The following is a 19,421-nucleotide window of genomic DNA, read 5'->3' on the forward strand; positions in this document are numbered from 1 at the left end:
AGGTGAATTTCTCAATCCGGACCAGAGCGATCTGGGGCAGGCGGTCGCAATGTTGCGATTTGCCGGTCCTGGCCTTCCGGTGAGTTCATCGTTGTGTGGCTAAGGACCGGTCACCCCGGTCGCACGAGTTCGGGCCGGCACGATGCCGGTACCACAACAAGGAGTTCAGGGCGTAATGGCAACGATCACCCCGCAGAAGAAGTCCACCGCAGCGCGCCACGGTTTCAAGACCGGCGAGTACATCGTCTATCCGGCGCATGGTGTCGGCCAGATCGTCTCGATCGATGAGCAGGAAGTCGCGGGCCACAAGCTGGAACTGTTCGTCATCGACTTCCAGAAGGACAAGATGCGCCTGAAGGTGCCAGTCGCCAAGGCGACCTCGATCGGCATGCGCAAGCTGTCGGAAGAGGATTATGTCGAGCGCGCGCTGAAGGTCGTGCAGGGCCGGGCCCGCGTCAAGCGCACCATGTGGTCGCGCCGCGCCCAGGAATATGATGCCAAGATCAACTCCGGCGATCTGATCTCGATCTCGGAAGTGGTGCGCGACCTCTATCGCGCTGACAACCAGCCGGAGCAGTCCTATTCCGAGCGCCAGCTCTACGAGGCGGCCCTCGACCGCATGGCCCGCGAGATCGCGGCCGTCAACCGCATGTCGGAGACCGAAGCGGTGCGCCTTATCGAGGTGAACCTCAACAAGGGCCCGAAGCGCGGCGCCAAGGCCGACAACGAGGAAGCCGAGCAGGAAGAGGCCGCCTGAGCCTTTTCGCCTTCGAATTCAGAAAAGCCCGGCCTCGCGCCGGGTTTTTATTTTTGGGATCGGCGAATGCATATCTAACCTTCGACACCGCCCTCCCTTTCCGCCTCCTGCTTCAGCGTGGCGATGAACCGCTTGGTCCGCTGGCGCTCCGGGTTGCTGAACAGCACCGCGGCCGGCCCTTGTTCGACGATGTTGCCGGCATCGAGGAACACCACCTCCCGCGCGATCTTGGAGGCGAGCCTCAGATCATGCGTCGCCATCACCATGGTCGTGCCCTCGCTGGCGAGCTTGCCGAGCACGTCGACCACCTCTTGCGCCAGTTCCGGATCGAGTGCCGAGGTCGGTTCGTCGCAGAGCAGCACTTTCGGCGATGGCGCCAGCGCCCGGGCAATCGCCACGCGCTGCTGCTGGCCGCCTGACAGCGTCGCCGGCCAGGCGTCGGCCTTGTGCGCCATGCCGACCTTTTCGAGCAGGGCGAGCGCCCGTTCGCGCGCCCTTTCCTTGGGCCATTTAAGCACCGTCACCAGCCCCTCCATGATGTTCTCGATCGCGGTGCGATGCGGAAACAGCTGGAAATTCTGGAACACCATGCCGGTCTGCAGCCGCAGCCGCTGGATATCCCTGGTCGAGACCCTGCCGCCGGGGTGGAATTCGAGTGCATCGTCGCCGATCCGCACCGTGCCTGAAGTCGGCAGTTCGAGCAGGTTGATGCAGCGCAAAAGCGTACTTTTCCCGCCGCCCGATGGCCCGACAAGCGCGGTGACACTGCCTTCCTCGATAGTGACGGTCACACCCTTCAGCACCAAATTGTCGCCGAAACGCTTTTCGATGTTGGTGAGGCCGATCATGCACGCGCCTCCAGGAAGCCACCATAGCGGTTAAGCCGCGTTTCCAATCGGGCCTGCAAGGCCGACAGCACGGAGCTCATGACCAGGTACAGAGCCGCTGCCTCGACATAGAGGATCAGCGGCTCATAGGTGGTGGCGACAATGCGCTGCGCCGCCTGGAACATCTCGGGCACGGTAATGGCGGCGGCGAGCGATGTATCCTTGACCAGCGAGATGAAGGTGTTGGACAGCGGCGGCACGGCGACGCGCCCCGCCTGTGGAAGAATGGTGCGCCGCATTGCCTGGGCCCAGGTCATGCCGATCGAATAGGCCGCTTCCCACTGGCCCTTCGGCACCGAACCAATGACGGCGCGGATGATTTCCGACGAATATGCGCCGATGTTCAAGGTAAAGCCGATCAGTGCTGCCGGAAAGGCGTCGAGCAGGATGCCGACCGATGGCAGGCCGTAGAAGATAAGGAACAGTTGCACGAGAAGCGGCGTGCCGCGGAAGATCCAGACGTAGAACCGGACCACGGCGACCAGCGGTTTGGGACCGAACAGCCGGACAAGCGCCACGACCAGACCGAGGACAAGACCGAATGCAAACGACAGCAGCGTCAACGGCACGGTGAAGATCAGTGCAGCCCACAGCAGCGTAGGCAGGGATTCCAGCATCAATTGCAGCCAGTGCGGCACGAAGCCTCCTCCTTGCCAGATTGCCGTCGCTCATATCACGCGAAAGCGGCGGGCCGTAAAAGACAGCTCGCCGCGACATGAACGACGCGGGCCGGCATTCGGCCCACGCGAGAAAAGCCGTTTACTTCGAAACGTCCTGGCCGAAATAGGTATCGGCGATTTTCTGGTAGGTACCGTCGGCCTTGATGTCGGCCAGCGCCTTATTGATGGCGGCCACCAGTTCCGGATCGCCCTTGCGCACGATGACGCCGGAATAGTCGGCGTTTTCTTCCTGCGCGGCAATCTTCACATTGGCGTCGGGCTTGTGCTTCTTGAAGTCGAGGAAGGACAGGCTGTCGTTGATGGTGGCGTCGGCGCGGCCGGTGAGAAGAAGCTGGATCGACTGGTCGAAGCCGTCGGTGCCGACGAGCTCGGCGCCATTGGTTTCAGCCAGCTTGCCGAAATTCGAGGTCAGCGACTGCGCCGCCTTCTTGCCCTTGAGATCGGCGAAACCCTTGATGTCGGTGTTGTCGCCGCGCACGATCAGCACCGCCTTGGAGGCGATGTAAGGATCGGAGAAATCATATTTGGCCTTGCGCGCCTCGGTGATGCCGACCTCGTTGATGACGGCATCGTAGCGGTTGGCGTCGAGACCGGCGATCAGCCCGTCCCATTTGCCTTCGAGGAACTGGGCTTTGACGCCGACGCGCTCGGCGATGGCCCGGGCGATCTCGACGTCGAAGCCGACCAGCGCGCCGGAAGCATCATGATAGGTGAAGGGCGCATAGGTTCCTTCCGTGCCGACCTTGAAGACGCCGGACTGCTTGATCTGGTCGAGATTGGCGCCGGCATGACCGGCGGCGATTGCCAGAACCTGCAGCGTTCCGGCGATAATGAGCGATTTGAGCCATTTCATTTTTCTGTGATCCCGTCCTTGGCCGATGTCCGGCGTCGTTGCGAGTGCCGGAAAATGACAGATGCGCGATGCCAAAATAAGAAACTAAATTTCAAAAATCTCGCGCCCTTGAAATCCCATTCTCAACCAACACCTCCCGGCGGCACCCGGCCGAGTCAAGGCCGATGGCGAATCGCCTGGAACAGCGCAATCGGCATGACAGTCCGGGGGAACATTCCCCCGCATCGCACGTTCTTGGCTGTTGTAGGGCGCGGCGCCGCCATTTCAACCATCGGCGCCAACTCACGATTCAGCGATCGCACCGCAACGCCTGAAGCAGGAGCGCGGCATGATGCAAGACAGTGCAGGACGGACCATGGTTCGCGCGGCGATGAAAGCCCCTTACCTGGAGCGCGACGAAGAGCATCTCCTGGCGCTGCGCTGGAAGGAGAACAATGACCAGCACGCGCTGCACCGCATCACCGTCGCCCATATGCGGCTGGTTATTTCCATGGCGTCGCGGTTCCGCCACTACGGCCTTCCCCTGGGCGACCTGATCCAGGAAGGCCATGTCGGGCTGCTGGAGGCCGCGGCCCGTTTCGAGCCCGAGCGCGAGGTGCGGTTCTCGACCTATGCGACATGGTGGATCCGCGCCTCGATGCAGGATTATATCCTGCGCAACTGGTCGATCGTGCGCGGCGGCACCAGCTCCGCGCAAAAGGCGCTGTTCTTCAACCTGCGGCGCCTGCGCGCCCGCCTGGCAAACGGCGCCGAGCAGACGTCGAATGCCACGCTTTACCGCGAAGTGTCGGCGGCTCTCGGCGTTTCCGAGGCCGATGTGGCGATGATGGATTCCCGCCTTTCGGCACCCGACAGCTCGCTCAACACGCCGCTTGCCGACGATGCGGGCGCAACCGAGCGGATGGAGTTCCTGGTTTCGGATGACCCGCTGCCCGACGAGGTCGTCGGCGACACGATCGATGTCGAACGCCGCTCTGTCTGGCTGAAGACGGCGCTCGGCGCGCTCAATGCGCGAGAACTCAGGATTATCGAGGAGCGCCGGCTGAGCGACGAGGGCGCGACGCTCGAAGCGCTCGGCGAGACGCTCGGCATCTCCAAGGAACGTGTCCGGCAGATCGAGGCGCGCGCCATGGAAAAGCTCAAGGCAGCTTTGGTGAAGCAGAACCCGGAATTTCTCGCAGCCTAACGTGCCACGTCCTGGCTGATTATTTCTTGCCCGCTGCCCGGTTGATGCTGTTTGACATATGTCAGGCCTACCGCCAGTGAAATCGAAAGCAGGCAGCAGACCACCACAAAGAACCTTGGAAACCTGCTGCGCTCCGCTTTAGCGACCAGCGTTTTCATCATGAAATTGAAGAAAGTGTACAAAACCGCCTCGTTGCGGCGCGCAGCTTGCCACGGTATTCAGGCTCTGGCCCTTACACAAGCAGCGTCGCGATTACTTGTCGGTGACGATCTTGACCTTGTCGCCGGCCGAAACGGCGGCGCCCGGCGACAGCGCGTTGAGCACCCTGAACAAATCCAGCTTGCGGTCGACGCCGACCATCTGTGCGGCCAGGGAGCCCATTGTCTGGCCGGGCTGCACCGTGACGATGCGGATACGCAGCGGCTTCAACGCCGCCTTCTCGGCAGCACTCAGGATGCGGAACGAGCCGCTGACCGAGCGCGCCACCGTGCTCAGCGAGGTGCTGGCCGAAGGCGCCGCGGTCAGCAAGCGGTAGACCTGGCCGCCGGCGCGGATCACCGCAATATCGAATTGCCAGCCATCGGCGCCAGCATGCGCGGTTGCCGCTTCGTTGCCGTTGATCGTCTCCTGGCGCACGCTGCTGTCGTCGAGGCCGGCAACCCAGCCGCTGCGGATGTAGTCGGTCAACGAGCGGCCCTTGTCGATCGAAACGCCGTCGAAGCGGATGGCGATGTCGCCCGGGCCTGTCGCCGTCACCGCCGCTGCCGAATTGTCGATGATGAAGCCATTGGGCACCGAGAACGACACGCCGAGGCCAGGATGCAGGAAAGTTTCGCCGCGCACATAGCCTTCCTCCGGTGTATCGCCGTAAAGCAGCCCGTCTACGCCGGAAAGGAATGAATCGCGGTCGCGCGATCCGACACCGGGCGCGCCGAATTGGCGGGCGTGGCGCTGCGCGAGGTCGATACGTTGCGGCGTGTTGGGGTGCGTCGCCAGGAAGTCGAGGCTGGCGTCGGTGGCGCCGCTGATCGAGCGGAAATCGGTATAGGCCGACATCGATTGCAGGAAGCGGCCGGCGGCGTAGGGATCGAAACCGGCTTCGCCGATCGATTTGATGCCGATGGCGTCGGCCTCCAGCTCCTGATTGCGCGAGAACTGGGCCAGCCTCAGCTTGCCGCGGATCAGCGCCGCCTTGGCCGTCGGGTTGTCGCCGAGCACATCCGAAACGACCTTGGTCGCCAACCCCTCTTCGGCTTCCAGCTGCTGGCGCTGCAGGCCGTGATTGGCCGTAACGTGGCCCATCTCATGCGCAATGACGGCGGCAAGCTCGGCTGAATCGTTGGCCAAGGCCAGCAGGCCCCGGGTGATGTAGAGATAGCCGCCCGGCAGCGCGAAGGCATTGACGTTGGGCGAGTTGAGGATGGTGATGCGGTAGGTCTGGGTCGGGTTGGCCGACACTACGGTCAGTCTGCCGACGATCTTGGCCACCATGCGCTCGAGCTTGGGGTCGGAATATTCTCCGCCATAGGTGGCGAGGATGCGCGGGTGCTGCGCCTTCGCCAGTTGGGCGAGCTTGCCGTTGGCGGCGACATTGTCGACCGTGATCGGCTTGTCTGAGGGCTGAAAGCCTGATTCCTGCACGTCGGGAGGCGTGAACATCTGGCAGCTTGCCAGCGCCACGGCAAGACCGGCCAGCGCCAGAAAGCGCGCCAGCGGTTTCACCCTCCGATTGTCGATGCCGGTCGGCAGATCGGCTTCCTTTCAAGTCCTGGCACGTGACCGCGAAAATCGGGCGCGATTTCCGGAAAGCATCACGCGCAAAATCAAGTGCTACGGCGTCCTTCGTGCGTCCGACAGATACGAGGCAGCAAGGGCAAATCACGGTCTAAGCCGGACCAGCTCCTGGCGGACCTAGCCACACTACCTCGACCATGGCAAGCAAGCGCCGCTTCGCCTTCCGCCGGTTTGACCATAAATTATGTCCGCTTCCGGGCAACATCTCGTGATCCAGCCGCAAACGGACCCGAGCCGATATAGCGTCGGAATGCCTCCGGTCCAGCCCCGACGAAAAAATCGGCCGCAGTGCCCGTCGCGGCAACCGTGCCACCATCCAGGAAAACCATGTTTTGCCCGATACGGCGCGCATCGTCCGGCTGGTGCGTGACGAATAGCACCGTCATGCGCTGCTCCGAATGGACGTCGGCGACCAGGTCGAGCATGTCGTCGCGCAGTGCCGGTCCGAGCGAAGCGAACGGCTCGTCGAGCAACAACACCGGCCGGTCGCGCACCAGGACCCGAGCGAGCGCGACGCGCTGCCGCTCACCGCCGGAGAGTTCGCGCGGCAGCCGGCTTTCCTTGCCGGCAAGGCCGACGCGCTTCAGCGCTGCGGCGATTGCGGCGCGGTCAGCCTCGCTCAGCATGAGCGAAGGCGAGCGGCCGAGCCCGACATTCTGCTCGAGGGACAGATGGGCAAACAGGTTGTTTTCCTGGAACACCATCGATACCGGCCGCGCTGATGGCGGCGCAGTGCTGACGTCGGCGCCGCCGATGAGCACGCGGCCTGACCGCGGCGCTTCGAAACCGGCCACCAGATTGAGCAGCGTCGACTTTCCCGAACCGCTCGGCCCCATGATGGCGGTGATTTCCGACGCCGGGAAATCGACATCGAATATAAGCGGCGTTTCACCATAGCTGAACGAGACATTATCGAGCCGCACGGCCGCGCCTTTTTCGACCGAAATCGACCGTTCCGGGCTGATCGGCATCATGATTTCTCCCTCCTTCCCAGCCAGTCCGCGGTCAGCACAAGCGCCAGGCAGACAAGGCCGAGCAGCAGCGCCAGGCCGGCCGCATCCTCGGTGCGGTAGCTGCCCATGCGCGCCAGCAACAGATAGGGCAATGTCTGCACGGAATCGCTGCCGAACAGCGCAATGACGCCGAGATCACCGAGCGACAGCGCCATGGCGAAGGCGAAGCCGGTGGCGAGCGGCCGCCGCAGCGACGGCCAGTCGACCAGACGCAACCGGTTCCAGCCCGAGATGCCAAGCTGTGCACAGAGCCGTTCGTGGCGTTCGCTCGCCGCGTCATAGGCGGGGCGGATGGCGCGGATGGCGAACGGCATCGCCATCACCGCATTGACCACAACCACCATGACAGGGGCGATCGCAAAGACATCGCTGACGCTGCGCAGGAGCAGGAACCAGCCGGCACCGATGACGATGGGCGGCACCACCAGGACGAACCCCGCACCGGTGTCGGCCAGGTGTTCGAGCAGCGTCCGCCTGCCGGTCCGCCGGGTGAGCGCCAGCGCCCGGCGCGCCATAACCAGCGACAGCGACAACGCCAAGGAGAGCAGCGCCGATAGGAGGGAGAGCACGGCACTGGTCGCCGTCGCTTGCCGCACCGCGCTCTCGCCGGCCAGGCGGCCGAGATCGGCGCCAAGCCCGGCCGACAGCGTAGCCGCCATCGGTCCGGCGACAAACAGCAGTGCCAGCCCGATCACCAGTGCGTTCAGCACGGTCTCGGCCGCACCGGCTGAAAAATACCGGCGCGGGGCTACCGGCAGATTGGCGTCGCCGGTCATATTGGCGCCAAGCCGCGTTAGTGCCAGCACGACGACGAAGGTCAGGGCAATCTGCAACAAGGTCAGCGTCACCGCCCGCGCCGGGTCGAAGTCGAAACGCAGCGCCTGGTATATGGCAACCTCCAGCGTCGTCGCGCGCGGCCCGCCGCCGAGCGTAAGCACGATGGTGAAGGAGGTGATGCACAGCATGAAAACGAGCCCGGCAACGCCCGGCAGGGCCGCACGCAACGCCGGCCATTCGATCAGCCGGAAGGCCGGCGCAGCACCCATGCCAAGCTGGCTCGCCAGCCGCCATTGGTTAGCCGACACCGTCTGCAACGCTTCCAGGAACAGTCGCGTTGCCAGCGGCAGGTTGAAAAAGACGTGGGCGACGAGAATACCCGATAGGCCATAGATGCCGGGCCAGTTCTGGCCGCCAATCGCACCGAGCAAGCCGGCGAAATACCCGGCGCGGCCATAGAGTGCCAAGACACCGAGTGCGGCAACAATGGCCGGCAGCGCCAGCGGCACGGCGAAAAGCTGCAGGACAAAGCCTCGCCCGAAAAACTGTGGATGCCGCGACAGCGCGCGCGCGACGAACAGCGCCGGTGCGACGGAGAGCAGGGTCGACAACAGAGCCTGCCAGAGCGTGAAGCGGGCAACACGGAGGAGATAGGAATCAAAGGCGGAGGCGGCGCCCGACAGGTCGCGCATGGCTTCGACGACGAGCCCGGCGAATGCCCCGCCGATCAGCAGCGCGATGGCGGCGAGCGCGACGATACCGGCAGCGACGCGGGTATCCGATGATGGCGCGCGTTGCACGCTAGACCACCAGATTCGAGATTCTTAGCGAGGATTGCGTTCCTTCGCGCGCCCCTCTGTCCTGCCGGACATCTCCCCCACATGGGGAGAGATTGGCAGGTTCAGCGCTCCGCTCATTCCGGCAATGTCGGAGATTGGCGAAAGCCGGCATGACGGCCAATCTCCCTCCTTGTAGGGGAGATGTCCGGCAGGACAGAGGGGGGCGCCGTAGGGCGATCATCTTTCAATCCGAGCTACTTGCTCATCACCGCCAGCCACTCGTCGACCCAGGCCTTGCGATTTGCGGCGACCTCTTCCGAGCTGAACAGCAAGGTTTTGGTCGGTTTGACGAGCTTGTCGAACGCCGGATTGAGCGGCTTGTCGGTCTTGCCGGCCGGGAACATCCAGTTGGTTTCGGGAATGAGATCCTGGAATTTCGGCCCGGTCATGAAGGCGATGAACTTTTCCGCCAGCGGGTTCTTCGCGCCCTTGGTGGTGATCCCAGCGACCTCGATCTGCAGATATTCGCCTTCCTCGAAGGACGCCGCCTGGTAGCGCGAGGTGTTTTCGGCAACCATGTGGTAGGCTGGCGAAGTGGTATAGGACAGCACCATCGGCGCCTCACCCTTGGTGAACAGGCCGTAGGCCTCGCTCCAGCCCGGCGTCACCGTCAGCACCTTTGCCTTGAGTTTGGCCCAGGCTTCCGGAGCCTTGTCGCCATAGACCGACTTGACCCACAACAGCAGGCCAAGGCCCGGCGTCGAGGTGCGCGGATCCTGGATGACGATCTTGTCGCCGGCATCGCCCTCGACCAATTCCCTGAGGCTCTTCGGCGGGCTCTTCAGTTTTTCGCTATCGTAGACGATAGCGAAATAGCCATAGTCGAACGGCACGAAGATATCGTCGCTCCAGCCACCCGGCACACTGACGTCCGTCACGGCGCCATGCGGCGAAAACAGGCCGGTTGCCTTGGCGTCCGCCGTCAAATTGGTATCGAGGCCAAGCACGATATCGGCCTTGGTCGCGGCCCCTTCCAGCTTCACACGGTTGAGCAGTGCCACGCCGTCGGCGACCGAGACGAATTCGACGACGCAGGTGCACTCGGCCTCGAAGGCCTTCTTCACCGCCGGTCCCGGACCCCAATCGGCGGTGAAGCTTTCATAGGTATAGACGGTCAGCTTATCCTGTGCCGATGCCTGCCCCGGTAGGGCAAGCACGGATGCCGCAAGCAGGATAATCGAGGCAAGAGAGTGGAAAAAACTGCGCATCGGCGCCTCCTTCGTTCGCGTTGAAAGGAATTGAGGCGTCGGGCTGTCCGAAACGTCTAATCCCTCCGCCGGTACAAACCGGATCAGGTTCAGCGGGTTGGCAGTCTTGCCTCTCAGCCGGTCCGCGAAGATCGCGTCCGGCACCCCGTTAGAGCGTATCGACACATAGGCCCGGCCGAAGTGCTGCGCAAGCGGAAGTTTGCCGGGCATCCAAAGCGCGGCGTCCTGTTTCATCTGCCGTTTCATCTTCCGTTTCCGGGGCAGGGCTGGTAAGGGCCACGAGATATGAGCACATTCACCATCCTGCTTGGCGGCGATCTCATCCGCACGCCGCTGCTCGACCGCCAGGTCGAAGGCTCCCGCGTCATCGCTGCCGATGCCGGTATCGGCCATGCCCTTATGCTGGGCCTGATGCCGGAACTCTGGGTCGGCGATTTCGATTCCGTGCCTGCCGATTTGCCGGAGGATCTGGCCGCCGTGCCACGGCAGGTGTTTCCCGCCGAAAAGGACAAGACCGACGGTGAACTCGCTATCGCCGCCGCGCTCGAACGCGGTGCGACCAGCCTTGTGCTCGCAGGCGCCTTCGGCGGCAAACGCACCGACCACATCTTCCTGCATTTGGCGCTCAGCGTCCGGCTGGCGGAAGGCGGAACGGAAGTGCTTTTGACCAGCGGCGCACAGGAAGGCATTCCTTTGCTGCCTGGAAAGACTGGCTTCGATTATGTCGACGGTACGCTGTTTTCGGTGCTCGGCTTTTCGGATCTCGCCGGCCTGACAGTCACCGGCGCCAAATGGCCGCTCGCCCATGTCGAGGTTGCCTTCGGCTCGTCGCTGACCATTTCCAACGAGGTCAAGGGCCGGCTGGAAATCGCGCTGGCCAGCGGCCGCGCGCTGCTGCTCGCGCATCCTTTTCCCCTACCTGAAAGCTGACATGGCGCCGCCGCTTCTCAATCTCGACGGGATAAAGCTGACCTTTGGCGGCGCGCCGCTGCTCGACGGTGCCGCCCTGACGGCGTCAGCTGGCGACAAGATCGCCCTGGTCGGGCGCAACGGCTCTGGCAAGTCGACGCTCCTCAAGATCGCTGCCGGGCTGATCGAACCGCAGGACGGCGAAGTCTTCCGCCAGCCTTCGGCGACGGTGCGCTATTTGCCGCAAATGCCCGACATGGACGGTTTTGCGACCGTTCGCGCCTATGTCGAGGTGGGGCTCGGGCCCGCCGATGATCCCTACCGCGCCACCTATCTGATGGAGCATCTCGGCCTGACCGGCGAGGAACGGCCGAACGACCTCTCCGGGGGCGAGGCGCGGCGCGCGGCACTCGCCCGCGTCATGGCGCCCGAGCCCGACATTCTTCTCCTCGATGAACCGACCAATCATCTTGACCTTTCGGTTATCGAATGGCTGGAGGAGGAGCTTGCCCGCACCTCCTCGGCCCTGGTCGTCATCTCGCATGACCGCCGTTTTCTCGAACGCGTGTCACGCGCCACAATTTGGCTCGACCGCGGCCAGACCCGCCGTCTCGATAAGGGCTTTGCCTATTTCGAGGAATGGCGCGACACGGTGTTGGAGGAGGAAGAGCGCGAGCAGCACAAGCTCGGCCGCCAGATCGTGCGCGAGGAGCACTGGCTGCGCTATGGCGTGACGGCAAGGCGCAAGCGCAACATGCGCCGGCTCGGTGAGTTGCAGACCATGCGCCAGCGCTTTCGCGGTCATCGTGGCGCCGAGGGTGCGGCGACGATGACAGCCAGCGACGCCGCCGAATCCGGCAAGCTGGTGATTGAGGCCAAGAACATCGAGAAGAGCTTTGGCGATCTGACCCTGGTCAAGGGATTCTCGACACGCATCCAGCGCGGCGATCGCGTCGGTCTGGTCGGGCCGAACGGCGCCGGCAAGACGACGCTATTGAAGATGCTGACCGGCGAATTGAAGCCGGACGCAGGCACGGTGCGGCTCGGCACCAACCTGGAGATCGCCACGCTCGACCAGAAGCGCGAGGCCGTCGATCCGCAGGAGACACTGGCGCAGTATCTCACCGACGGACGCGGCGAGAACCTTGTCATCAATGGCGAGCAGCGCCACGTCGTGTCCTACATGAAGGACTTCCTGTTCAAGCCGGAACAGGCGCGCACGCCGGTGCGCGAGCTTTCGGGCGGCGAGCGGGCACGGCTGATCCTCGCCCGCGTTTTGGCGCGGCCGGCAAACCTGCTTGTGCTCGACGAGCCGACCAACGATCTCGACATGGAGACGCTGGAGCTGCTGCAGGAACTGGTCGCCGGCTTTGCCGGCACGGTGATCCTGGTCAGCCACGATCGCGATTTCCTCGACCGCACGATGACCAGCATCATCGCGCCGGATGGCGACGGCCGCTGGATCGAATATGCCGGCGGCTATTCCGATATGCTGGCGCAGCGCGGCGGCACCAGGCTGGACGACCGCAAGGCGCGGCCGAAGGCAGAGACCGGCGAGGCGACGGCGGCAAGCAGGAGCGAAGCGGCCGCTAGCAGGGGCCTGGCCAAGAAACTGTCGTTCAAGCAGAAATTCGCGCTGGAAACCTTACCCAAGAAGATCGAGGCGGTGTCGGCCTCGATCTCGCGGCTGGAGAACAACATCGCCGATCCGGCCTATTATGAGCGCGACCCGGCGTCGTTCCAGAAGACGATTGCCGCGCTCGACAAGGAGCGCGCCACGCTGGAAGCGCTCGAAGAGGAATGGCTGGAACTCGAGATGCTGCGCGAAGAGATGGAGGGGTGAGAGGTTGAATGCACGCTCATATGCGCCTACATTATGCGCATAAATGGGAGCGGCTCCATGCCTCGATCGAATCCAAAAACCCAAAGAAAGTCGGTTAATACATCGATCGACTCCGGATTGATCGAGGACGCCAAGGCGTTGGGCATCAATATATCCCGCGCTGCAGAAGAGGGTATCGCCAAGGCGATTTCGGCCGAAAAAACCCGGCGATGGCAGGAGGAAAACAAGGAAGCGATCGAGAGTTCCAATGACTATGTCAGGCGCAACGGCTTGCCTCTGGCCAAGCACCGGCTGTTTTGATGGCGCGTTATGATTTCTACCAGACTGCCGAAGGCGACGGTTATCTTCTCGATCTCCAGTCCGACCTTCTGGGACGGCTCGACACCAAGGTAGTCGTCCCGCTGATGCCAGCCAATAAGGCTCCAGTGCCGGGCCGCCGGCTAAATCCTATCTTCACCATCAACGGTAAGGACCATGTCATGGTCACTCAATTCATGTCAGCCTTGATGACATCTGAATTGCCCATTGCCGAAGGAAATCTTTCTCGCCATCACGACGACATCGTGAGCGCAATCGACATGTTGTTCCAAGGCTTCTGAGCCAAAGAGGGGTTGGGCTGGTGAGCCGGCCTCAACCCGCCGTCTTGGTTTGCCAGGCCTTCAGCGCCTCGTCGAACACCTTCTCGCCCGGAATGCCCTTTTCCATCGTGAGCAGCGCCCGCCGCCCGGTCTTGTAGACGACCGGCACGTCGATCCAGTCCTGGCCCCTGAGCAAGGTCAGATTGGCGTCTTCATCTGCCTTGGTATCGTTGAGCGCAACCAGGAAGAAACCGTCGGCGATCTTGGCCGGGATGCCGATCAGCGGGCTGCCGGCATCCTGCTCGGAGCCCTTCATGGCGACACGCAGGATGTTGTCGACGCCGCCGCCCTCGAAGCCGTCAGGCGTCAGGAAGATCATCTCGATGATATGGCTGGCCGGCAGTGTCTGGTCGGTGTTGCGACGGATCGTCATGCGCAACTGGATATCCTTGCCTGGAATGGTCGCCTCGGCGCGGATCGCCGGCTCGGGCGGCAGGTCGCCGCCGGGCGATTCCTGCACCAGTGACCAGACGATATTGCCGGGCTCGGCCGAGCCTTGAGCGGTGCTGGTGCGCTCCTCGTAGAAGATCGCTTTCTGGCCGACGGCCAGCGCGGCTTCCGGCGGAACTACCGTCGGTGCCGCTGCCGCCACGGGCGGTGTGGCGGCCGCTGCAGGCGCTGGCGGGACAGCTGCAGCATCGGCCGGCGCTGCCGCCCCGTTGGCGGGCGGCGTTGCGGGAGTTGGTGCAGCGGACCCGTCGACTGCTGGAGCATTGGCCGTGGCTTGCGCGTCTGCGGGCGCGGCCGGTGCCGGCGCGGCGGGTACCGGGCTGGTCGGCGTTTGTGCGGCCGACGGCGGCGTGGTCAGCGCGGCGACGGATTCGCCTTCGCCGATGCCCGCCTGCCCGGCCGCGGGGCCGGGATCGACCTCGTGGCCTTCGGGCGTCAGGCGCTGCGTGAACTTAGCGCCTTCGCCGGCCTCCGTCGGAGGCGCGGCGGCCGGGACGGCCGCATCGGCCACCGGCTTGGCCGGGGCTGGCTTTACCAGCGGTTCGGTGGCGACGGTTTTGGTCCCGTCGAGGCCGAGCATGCTGCCGAACGCATCCTTGTTCAGCCACATGCCGTAACCGCCACCGGCAATGACCAGCAAGGCGACGGCAGCGGCAATCACACCGCCATAGCTGCGCCTGCGCTCGGCAGGATGGAGCCGCTGGAACCTGTCCTCCGCGGGGTCGCCGTCGTTGGAAAAGTCATCGCCCCGAAAAACCCCGTCTTGGTCATCGGCTGTCGGAAGATCCATGTCGGACGGCGGCGGACCAGCGCGCTCCTGAGAAAGAGCGACGGGCTGCGGCTTTTGCCAGTTCGACGCCGGCTTGGCGGGCGTGGGCTGCCATGCCGGCCCAGTCTGTGCCGGCCCGGTCTTTGCCGGCTCGGTCTTGGCCGGCTCGGTTTTGGCCGGCTGGCGGACATGGCTGGGCTGGTTCTTGTTGCGGTCGATGGAGGAGAAGATGTCCTCCAGCTCCGCCAGCGGATCGGATGCCGGCGCCGGTTTGCCATACTCTCGCTCAATGCTTGCGATGGCATCTTCGAGTGCACGCTTCTGCCTGGCGACGTCCGACGGCGCAAGCGGTGGATCGCGTTCGGCAATCTTCTTTGCAATCGTCGAACGGGCCTTGTCGTAGACCCTGGCGCGCACCTCCGCCGACGGCTCGCCGAGATTGTCGAGCGTCTTTTTCAGAACAGAAACAAAATCTACCATGCTTCAGTCGACCTGCATTTTGTTTCTGGGCCGGCCCCCGCAAATCAGCCGCAATGCCCGGAAAGGCTGAGAAACTAGTCTTGAAACGGATCGGTCACAAGTATCGTGTCGTCCCGTTCAGGGCTGGTGGAAAGGAGTGCGACCGGCGCGCCGATCAGCTCTTCGATGTAGCGGACGTACTTCACCGCCTGGGCCGGCAGGTCGTTCCAGCTGCGCGCGCCGGCGGTGGTGCCTTTCCACCCCTCCAGCGTCTCGTAGACCGGTTCGACGCGCGCCTGCGCGCCCTGGCTGGCCGGCAGGTAATCGATCGCCTCGCCGTCGAGGCGGTAGCCGGTGCAGACCTTGATCTCGTCCAGCCCATCGAGCACATCGAGCTTGGTCAGCGCAATGCCCTTGATGCCGTTGACGGCGACAGCCTGGCGGACCAGCACGGCATCGAACCAGCCGCAGCGGCGCTTGCGGCCGGTGACGACGCCGAATTCATGGCCGCGCGTGCCCAGGAACTCGCCGATCTCGTTCTTCTGTTCGGTTGGAAACGGGCCTTCGCCAACGCGCGTCGTGTAGGCCTTGGTGATGCCGAGCACATAGCCGATGGCGCCCGGGCCGACGCCGGATCCAGCGGCGGCCTGGCCGGCAACCGTATTGGAGGAGGTAACGAACGGATAGGTGCCATGGTCGATGTCGAGCAGCGTGCCTTGCGCGCCTTCGAACAGGATGCGCTCGCCGGCGCGGCGCTTGTCATCGAGGATTTTCCAGACCCGGTCCATATAGGGCAGAATCTCGTCGGCGACCGAGATCAGCTCGCTCATGATCGCCTCATGCGTGACCTCGGCATGGCCGAGCCCACGGCGCAGCGCATTGTGGTGCGTCAGCAGCCTGTCGACCTTCAAGGGCAGCGTTTCCAAATCCGCCAAATCCATCACCCTGACCGCGCGTCGGCCCACCTTGTCTTCGTAGGCCGGACCGATGCCGCGACGGGTCGTGCCAATCTTCGTTCCGGAATTGGAAGCGGCGTCTTCGCGAAATCCGTCCAGCTCCCGGTGCAGCGACAGGATAAGCGCGGTGTTTTCGGCTATTTTCAGGCGGTCCGGCGTCACCTCGACGCCCTGCGCCTTCAATTTCGCCACCTCCGCGACGAAAGCGTGCGGATCGAAGACGACGCCATTGCCGATGATCGACAGCTTGCCTTGCCGCACCACGCCGGACGGCAGCAGCGACAGCTTGTAGACCTTGCCATCGACGACCAGCGTATGGCCGGCATTGTGGCCGCCCTGGAAGCGCACGACAACGTCGGCGCGCTCGGACAACCAGTCGACGATCTTGCCTTTGCCCTCATCGCCCCATTGCGAGCCGACGACCACCACATTGGCCATGCTTCTTTTCCCTTGAGATGCCGCGCCAGGCAGCTTGAAACGGTTCGAAACGACAGGCCTCTATAGCGTCAAGACCGGGCGAGCGCGACCATTCTTTGCCGCCCAAAACGCTCCGAGGCACAACAATTTTCGCCTTTGACATCATTTACTTGCGCGAGCTGCCGCAATAGGCCCGCATCGACCGCGCATTTCTCTCCGCCTGGCCGGGACTTCACGATGCATCGAGCCGCCTATCTGTTCCTGCTGTTCACCACCTTGCTGTGGGGCGGCAACTCCGTGGCGGGGAAGCTGGCGGTCGGTCATATCTCGCCGATGACACTTGTCTTCCTGCGTTGGCTGCTGGCGGTTCTGATCTTGCTGCCGATCGGCTGGGCAACGCTGCGCCAAGACTGGTCGGTGGTGCGCAGGCACTGGTTGCTGCTTGGCGGGCTCGGCGCTTGCGGCTTCGCCTTCTTCAACACGATCTTCTACACGGCGCTTAACTACACCACGGCAATCAACGTCTCGATCGAGCAGGCGGCGATCCCGATCGTCATCATCATCGCCAATTTCGTGTTCTTTCGCCTGCGCGTCAACGGCGTGCAGATCATCGGCGTCGTGCTGACCATCGCCGGCGTCGCGGTGACGGCGAGCCATGGCGATCCACGCCAGCTTCTCAGGCTGGATCTCAACTTCGGCGACGCCATCATGCTGATCGCCGTGCTTTGCTACTCCTTCTATTCGGTCGGGTTGCGGCTGAAGCCGGCCATCCGCTGGCAGAGCCTGATGCTGGCGCTGTCGGTTGCCGCACTCATCACATCGCTGCCTTTCTTCCTGTGGGAGATTGCCGCCGGCAAGGTCATCGTCCCCGATGCCCGCGGCTGGGCGGTCGCGTTCTATACCGCCATCGGTGCCTCGGTCATTTCGCAGATCTTCTATATCAGGGGCAACGAGCTGATCGGCGCCAACAGGGCCGGCCTGTTCATCAATCTGGTGCCGATCTTCGGTACGCTGCTGTCGGTGCTGATCGTCGGCGAGACATTCCAGCTCTATCAGGCGCTGGCACTCGCGCTGGTGCTCAGCGGCATCAGCCTCGCCGAATACAGCGGACGGAAGACGGCGATATCCGCCGCTGAATGAAGTCGCTTGCCGCGACGTTTGACTGCGGTCCATCAACGACCGTGGAAGCGCCCCGCGTGCTGCTGCACACGGGGTGACCGAATTTCAGGCCACGCCGACGTCGAAGTGCAGCCGCTTGGCGGAGTCGATCGACTTGTGCGAGCGCACCTGCGCCAACACCTTTTCCGGGAACGGCGCATCGAGATAGAGCAATGCGATGGCATCGCCGCCCGGCCGGTTGCGGCCGAGCTGGAAATTGGCGATGTTGACGCCGTTCTCGCCGCAGACCGTGCCGAGCAGGCCGATGATCCCAGGCGCATCGGCATTCGTCGTGTAGAGCATGTGCTGGCCGACCTCGGCGTCGAGATTGATGCCCTTGATCTGGATGAAGCGCGGTTTGCCATCCGAGAAGCAGGTGCCGGCGATCGAGCGTGTCCTATGCTCGGTCTTGACCGTGAGCTTGATATAGCCGTCGAACACGCCGGATTTGTCGCGCTTGACCTCGGCGACGATGATGCCGCGCTCCTTCACCATGATCGGCGCCGACACCATGTTGACGTCGGAGACCTGCGGCCGGATCAGCCCGGCAAGGGTGGCGCTGATCAGCGCGCGCGTGTTCATCGTCGCGGTCGAGCCGTCGAACAGTATCTCGACCTCCTTGATTGGATCCTCGGTGACCTGGCCGACAAAGGCGCCGAGCACTTCGGCAAGCTTGACGAAAGGTTTCAGCCGCGGCGCCTCTTCGGCGGTGATCGACGGCATGTTGATGGCGTTGGAAACGGCGCCCTTGATCAGATAGTCGGACATCTGCTCGGCGACATGAAGGGCGACATTCTCCTGCGCTTCGGTGGTCGACGCGCCGAGATGCGGCGTCGCCACGACATTCTCCATGCCGAACAGTTCATTATACTCCGCCGGTTCGACCTCGAACACGTCGATGCCGGCGCCTGCCACCTTGCCGCTTTTCAGTGCCGCGATCAGGTCGGCCTCGACGACCAGCCCGCCACGCGCGCAATTGATGATGCGCACACCGGTCTTCATTTTGGCGATCGCCGCGGCATCGATGATGTTGCGCGTCTTGTCGGTGAGCGGTGTGTGCAGCGTGATGAAGTCGGCGCGGGCGAACAGCTCGTCGAGCTCGACCTTTTCGACGCCGAGCTCCTCGGCGCGGCTGTCCGACAGGAACGGATCGAAGGCGATGACATGCATCTTCAGGCCGACGCCGCGCGTAGCGACGATCGAGCCAATATTGCCGCAGCCGATGATGCCCAGCGTCTTGCCGGTGATCTCGACACCCATGAAGCGGTTCTTTTCCCATTTGCCGGCATGGGTCGAGGCGTTGGCCTCCGGTATCTGGCGGGCCAGCGCGAAGATCATGGCGATCGCATGCTCGGCAGTGGTGATCGAATTGCCGAAGGGCGTGTTCATCACGATGATGCCCTTGCGGCTCGCCGCCGGGATGTCGACATTGTCGACGCCGATGCCGGCGCGGCCCACGACCTTCAGCCTGGTCGCGGCGTTGATCAGCTTCTCCGTGACCTTTGTCGCCGAGCGGATGGCCAGCCCATCATACTGGTCGATCACCTCGAGCAGTTTTTCCTTATCCTTGCCGAGATCCGGCAAATAGTCGACGTCGATGCCGCGATCCCTGAAGATCTGCACGGCGGTGGTGGAAAGTTTATCCGAGACGAGAACGCGAGGCATTGGCTTGGTCCTTTGCGATTGGCGTCCCTCCTTGAGGGGAGGGTCGGCGCGAAGCGCCGGGGTGGGGTCGGTGCGGCCGGATGCGGCCGAATCTTTCTGGATGGTGGATCGTTGAGCTCGTGTCGTTGAGCGGGTGGAGGCGACCCCACCCGGCCCTTCGGGC

The 19,421-nt window shown here is 63.5% G+C and carries 17 protein-coding genes and 1 riboswitch; of the genes, 7 read left to right on the forward strand and 10 right to left on the reverse strand.

The features are described 5' to 3' along the window. Window positions 1-175: 175 nt before the first annotated feature. Window positions 176-757 (forward strand): CarD family transcriptional regulator, encoded by a 582-nt coding sequence (locus NKI50_RS15420; RefSeq protein ID WP_006327799.1) that lies wholly within the window; start codon window positions 176-178, stop codon window positions 755-757. Between the two features lie 74 nt (window positions 758-831). Here the strand turns inward: NKI50_RS15420 and NKI50_RS15425 are convergent, their stop codons facing one another. From NKI50_RS15425 to NKI50_RS15435, 3 genes are all read right to left on the reverse strand, one after another. Then, on the reverse strand, window positions 832-1,605 hold the full coding sequence (locus NKI50_RS15425) for an amino acid ABC transporter ATP-binding protein (RefSeq protein ID WP_352588268.1): 774 nt from the start codon (window positions 1,603-1,605) through the stop codon (window positions 832-834). Next, window positions 1,602-2,282: an ABC transporter permease subunit gene (locus NKI50_RS15430; RefSeq protein ID WP_023721020.1), complete on the reverse strand. Its 681-nt coding sequence runs from the start codon at window positions 2,280-2,282 to the stop codon at window positions 1,602-1,604. Before NKI50_RS15430 ends, NKI50_RS15425 begins: the two co-directional genes overlap by 4 nt. 121 nt (window positions 2,283-2,403) lie before the next feature. Further along, window positions 2,404-3,177: an amino acid ABC transporter substrate-binding protein gene (locus NKI50_RS15435; RefSeq protein ID WP_352640154.1), complete on the reverse strand. Its 774-nt coding sequence runs from the start codon at window positions 3,175-3,177 to the stop codon at window positions 2,404-2,406. Between the two features lie 328 nt (window positions 3,178-3,505). On the opposite strand from NKI50_RS15435, the gene NKI50_RS15440 reads away from it, so the two are divergent. Beyond that, on the forward strand, window positions 3,506-4,363 hold the full coding sequence (locus NKI50_RS15440) for an RNA polymerase factor sigma-32 (RefSeq protein WP_031194549.1): 858 nt from the start codon (window positions 3,506-3,508) through the stop codon (window positions 4,361-4,363). A 252-nt stretch (window positions 4,364-4,615) separates the two neighbouring features. Here the strand turns inward: NKI50_RS15440 and NKI50_RS15445 are convergent, their stop codons facing one another. The 4 genes from NKI50_RS15445 to thiB all read right to left on the reverse strand — a co-directional run bounded on the left by NKI50_RS15445 (window position 4,616) and on the right by thiB (window position 9,994). Further along, complete coding sequence (locus tag NKI50_RS15445; protein WP_023721023.1) at window positions 4,616-6,085, reverse strand: M48 family metalloprotease; 1,470 nt, start codon at window positions 6,083-6,085, stop codon at window positions 4,616-4,618. A gap of 254 nt (window positions 6,086-6,339) precedes the next feature. Continuing rightward, the gene (gene thiQ, locus NKI50_RS15450; RefSeq protein WP_023721024.1) at window positions 6,340-7,131 is read right to left on the reverse strand and encodes a thiamine ABC transporter ATP-binding protein; all 792 of its coding nucleotides are present in this window, start codon (window positions 7,129-7,131) and stop codon (window positions 6,340-6,342) included. After that, window positions 7,128-8,747 (reverse strand): thiamine/thiamine pyrophosphate ABC transporter permease, encoded by a 1,620-nt coding sequence (gene thiP / locus NKI50_RS15455; RefSeq protein ID WP_352717037.1) that lies wholly within the window; start codon window positions 8,745-8,747, stop codon window positions 7,128-7,130. The genes thiQ and thiP overlap by 4 nt, the downstream gene beginning before the upstream one ends. A 233-nt stretch (window positions 8,748-8,980) precedes the next feature. Next, entirely contained in the window at window positions 8,981-9,994 is a 1,014-nt protein-coding gene (gene thiB, locus NKI50_RS15460; RefSeq protein ID WP_352640151.1) for a thiamine ABC transporter substrate binding subunit, read from the reverse strand. A 43-nt stretch (window positions 9,995-10,037) separates the two neighbouring features. Continuing rightward, a riboswitch (TPP riboswitch) is annotated at window positions 10,038-10,152 on the reverse strand. A gap of 127 nt (window positions 10,153-10,279) precedes the next feature. On the opposite strand from thiB, the gene NKI50_RS15465 reads away from it, so the two are divergent. The 4 genes from NKI50_RS15465 to NKI50_RS15480 are packed head-to-tail and all read left to right on the forward strand — an operon-like array spanning window position 10,280 to window position 13,345. Continuing rightward, a complete protein-coding gene (locus NKI50_RS15465) occupies window positions 10,280-10,924 on the forward strand; it encodes a thiamine diphosphokinase (RefSeq protein ID WP_023721026.1) in 645 nt (214 codons plus the stop codon). Window position 10,925: 1 nt separating this feature from the next. Beyond that, on the forward strand, window positions 10,926-12,746 hold the full coding sequence (locus NKI50_RS15470; protein ID WP_352717040.1) for an ABC-F family ATP-binding cassette domain-containing protein: 1,821 nt from the start codon (window positions 10,926-10,928) through the stop codon (window positions 12,744-12,746). A 57-nt stretch (window positions 12,747-12,803) separates the two neighbouring features. After that, complete coding sequence (locus tag NKI50_RS15475; RefSeq protein ID WP_352480905.1) at window positions 12,804-13,046, forward strand: type II toxin-antitoxin system CcdA family antitoxin; 243 nt, start codon at window positions 12,804-12,806, stop codon at window positions 13,044-13,046. Beyond that, window positions 13,046-13,345, forward strand: coding sequence for a CcdB family protein (locus NKI50_RS15480; protein ID WP_352480906.1), 300 nt, complete (start codon window positions 13,046-13,048; stop codon window positions 13,343-13,345). The genes NKI50_RS15475 and NKI50_RS15480 overlap by 1 nt, the downstream gene beginning before the upstream one ends. Window positions 13,346-13,376: 31 nt before the next feature. Here NKI50_RS15480 and NKI50_RS15485 read toward each other — a convergent pair whose 3' ends face one another. Together NKI50_RS15485 and NKI50_RS15490 are read right to left on the reverse strand one after the other, a co-directional pair. Then, a complete protein-coding gene (locus tag NKI50_RS15485; protein ID WP_352494167.1) occupies window positions 13,377-15,083 on the reverse strand; it encodes a hypothetical protein in 1,707 nt (568 codons plus the stop codon). Window positions 15,084-15,157: 74 nt separating this feature from the next. Continuing rightward, a complete protein-coding gene (locus NKI50_RS15490; protein WP_023680654.1) occupies window positions 15,158-16,456 on the reverse strand; it encodes an adenylosuccinate synthase in 1,299 nt (432 codons plus the stop codon). Window positions 16,457-16,672: 216 nt separating this feature from the next. Between NKI50_RS15490 and NKI50_RS15495 the strand changes: the two genes are divergently transcribed. After that, window positions 16,673-17,575, forward strand: coding sequence for a DMT family transporter (locus NKI50_RS15495; protein WP_352480908.1), 903 nt, complete (start codon window positions 16,673-16,675; stop codon window positions 17,573-17,575). An 84-nt stretch (window positions 17,576-17,659) separates the two neighbouring features. Here NKI50_RS15495 and serA read toward each other — a convergent pair whose 3' ends face one another. Beyond that, entirely contained in the window at window positions 17,660-19,258 is a 1,599-nt protein-coding gene (gene serA / locus NKI50_RS15500; RefSeq protein ID WP_352480909.1) for a phosphoglycerate dehydrogenase, read from the reverse strand. Window positions 19,259-19,421 lie beyond the last annotated feature (163 nt).

It is taken from the genome of Mesorhizobium sp. M0563 (assembly GCF_040321065.1).
Classification (GTDB): Bacteria; Pseudomonadota; Alphaproteobacteria; order Rhizobiales; family Rhizobiaceae; genus Mesorhizobium.

What these genes read in the sequence shown, in the direction of transcription:
- NKI50_RS15420 (WP_006327799.1), top strand. Translation starts at nt 176, where the DNA reads ATGGCAACGATCACCCCGCAGAAGAAGTCCACCGCAGCGCGCCACGGT.
- NKI50_RS15425 (WP_352588268.1), bottom strand. Translation starts at nt 1,605, where the DNA reads ATGATCGGCCTCACCAACATCGAAAAGCGTTTCGGCGACAATTTGGTG.
- NKI50_RS15435 (WP_352640154.1), bottom strand. Translation starts at nt 3,177, where the DNA reads ATGAAATGGCTCAAATCGCTCATTATCGCCGGAACGCTGCAGGTTCTG.
- NKI50_RS15440 (WP_031194549.1), top strand. Translation starts at nt 3,506, where the DNA reads ATGATGCAAGACAGTGCAGGACGGACCATGGTTCGCGCGGCGATGAAA.
- thiQ (WP_023721024.1), bottom strand. Translation starts at nt 7,131, where the DNA reads ATGATGCCGATCAGCCCGGAACGGTCGATTTCGGTCGAAAAAGGCGCG.
- thiB (WP_352640151.1), bottom strand. Translation starts at nt 9,994, where the DNA reads ATGCGCAGTTTTTTCCACTCTCTTGCCTCGATTATCCTGCTTGCGGCA.
- NKI50_RS15465 (WP_023721026.1), top strand. Translation starts at nt 10,280, where the DNA reads ATGAGCACATTCACCATCCTGCTTGGCGGCGATCTCATCCGCACGCCG.
- NKI50_RS15470 (WP_352717040.1), top strand. Translation starts at nt 10,926, where the DNA reads ATGGCGCCGCCGCTTCTCAATCTCGACGGGATAAAGCTGACCTTTGGC.
- NKI50_RS15475 (WP_352480905.1), top strand. Translation starts at nt 12,804, where the DNA reads ATGCCTCGATCGAATCCAAAAACCCAAAGAAAGTCGGTTAATACATCG.
- NKI50_RS15480 (WP_352480906.1), top strand. Translation starts at nt 13,046, where the DNA reads ATGGCGCGTTATGATTTCTACCAGACTGCCGAAGGCGACGGTTATCTT.
- NKI50_RS15485 (WP_352494167.1), bottom strand. Translation starts at nt 15,083, where the DNA reads ATGGTAGATTTTGTTTCTGTTCTGAAAAAGACGCTCGACAATCTCGGC.
- NKI50_RS15490 (WP_023680654.1), bottom strand. Translation starts at nt 16,456, where the DNA reads ATGGCCAATGTGGTGGTCGTCGGCTCGCAATGGGGCGATGAGGGCAAA.
- NKI50_RS15495 (WP_352480908.1), top strand. Translation starts at nt 16,673, where the DNA reads ATGCATCGAGCCGCCTATCTGTTCCTGCTGTTCACCACCTTGCTGTGG.
- serA (WP_352480909.1), bottom strand. Translation starts at nt 19,258, where the DNA reads ATGCCTCGCGTTCTCGTCTCGGATAAACTTTCCACCACCGCCGTGCAG.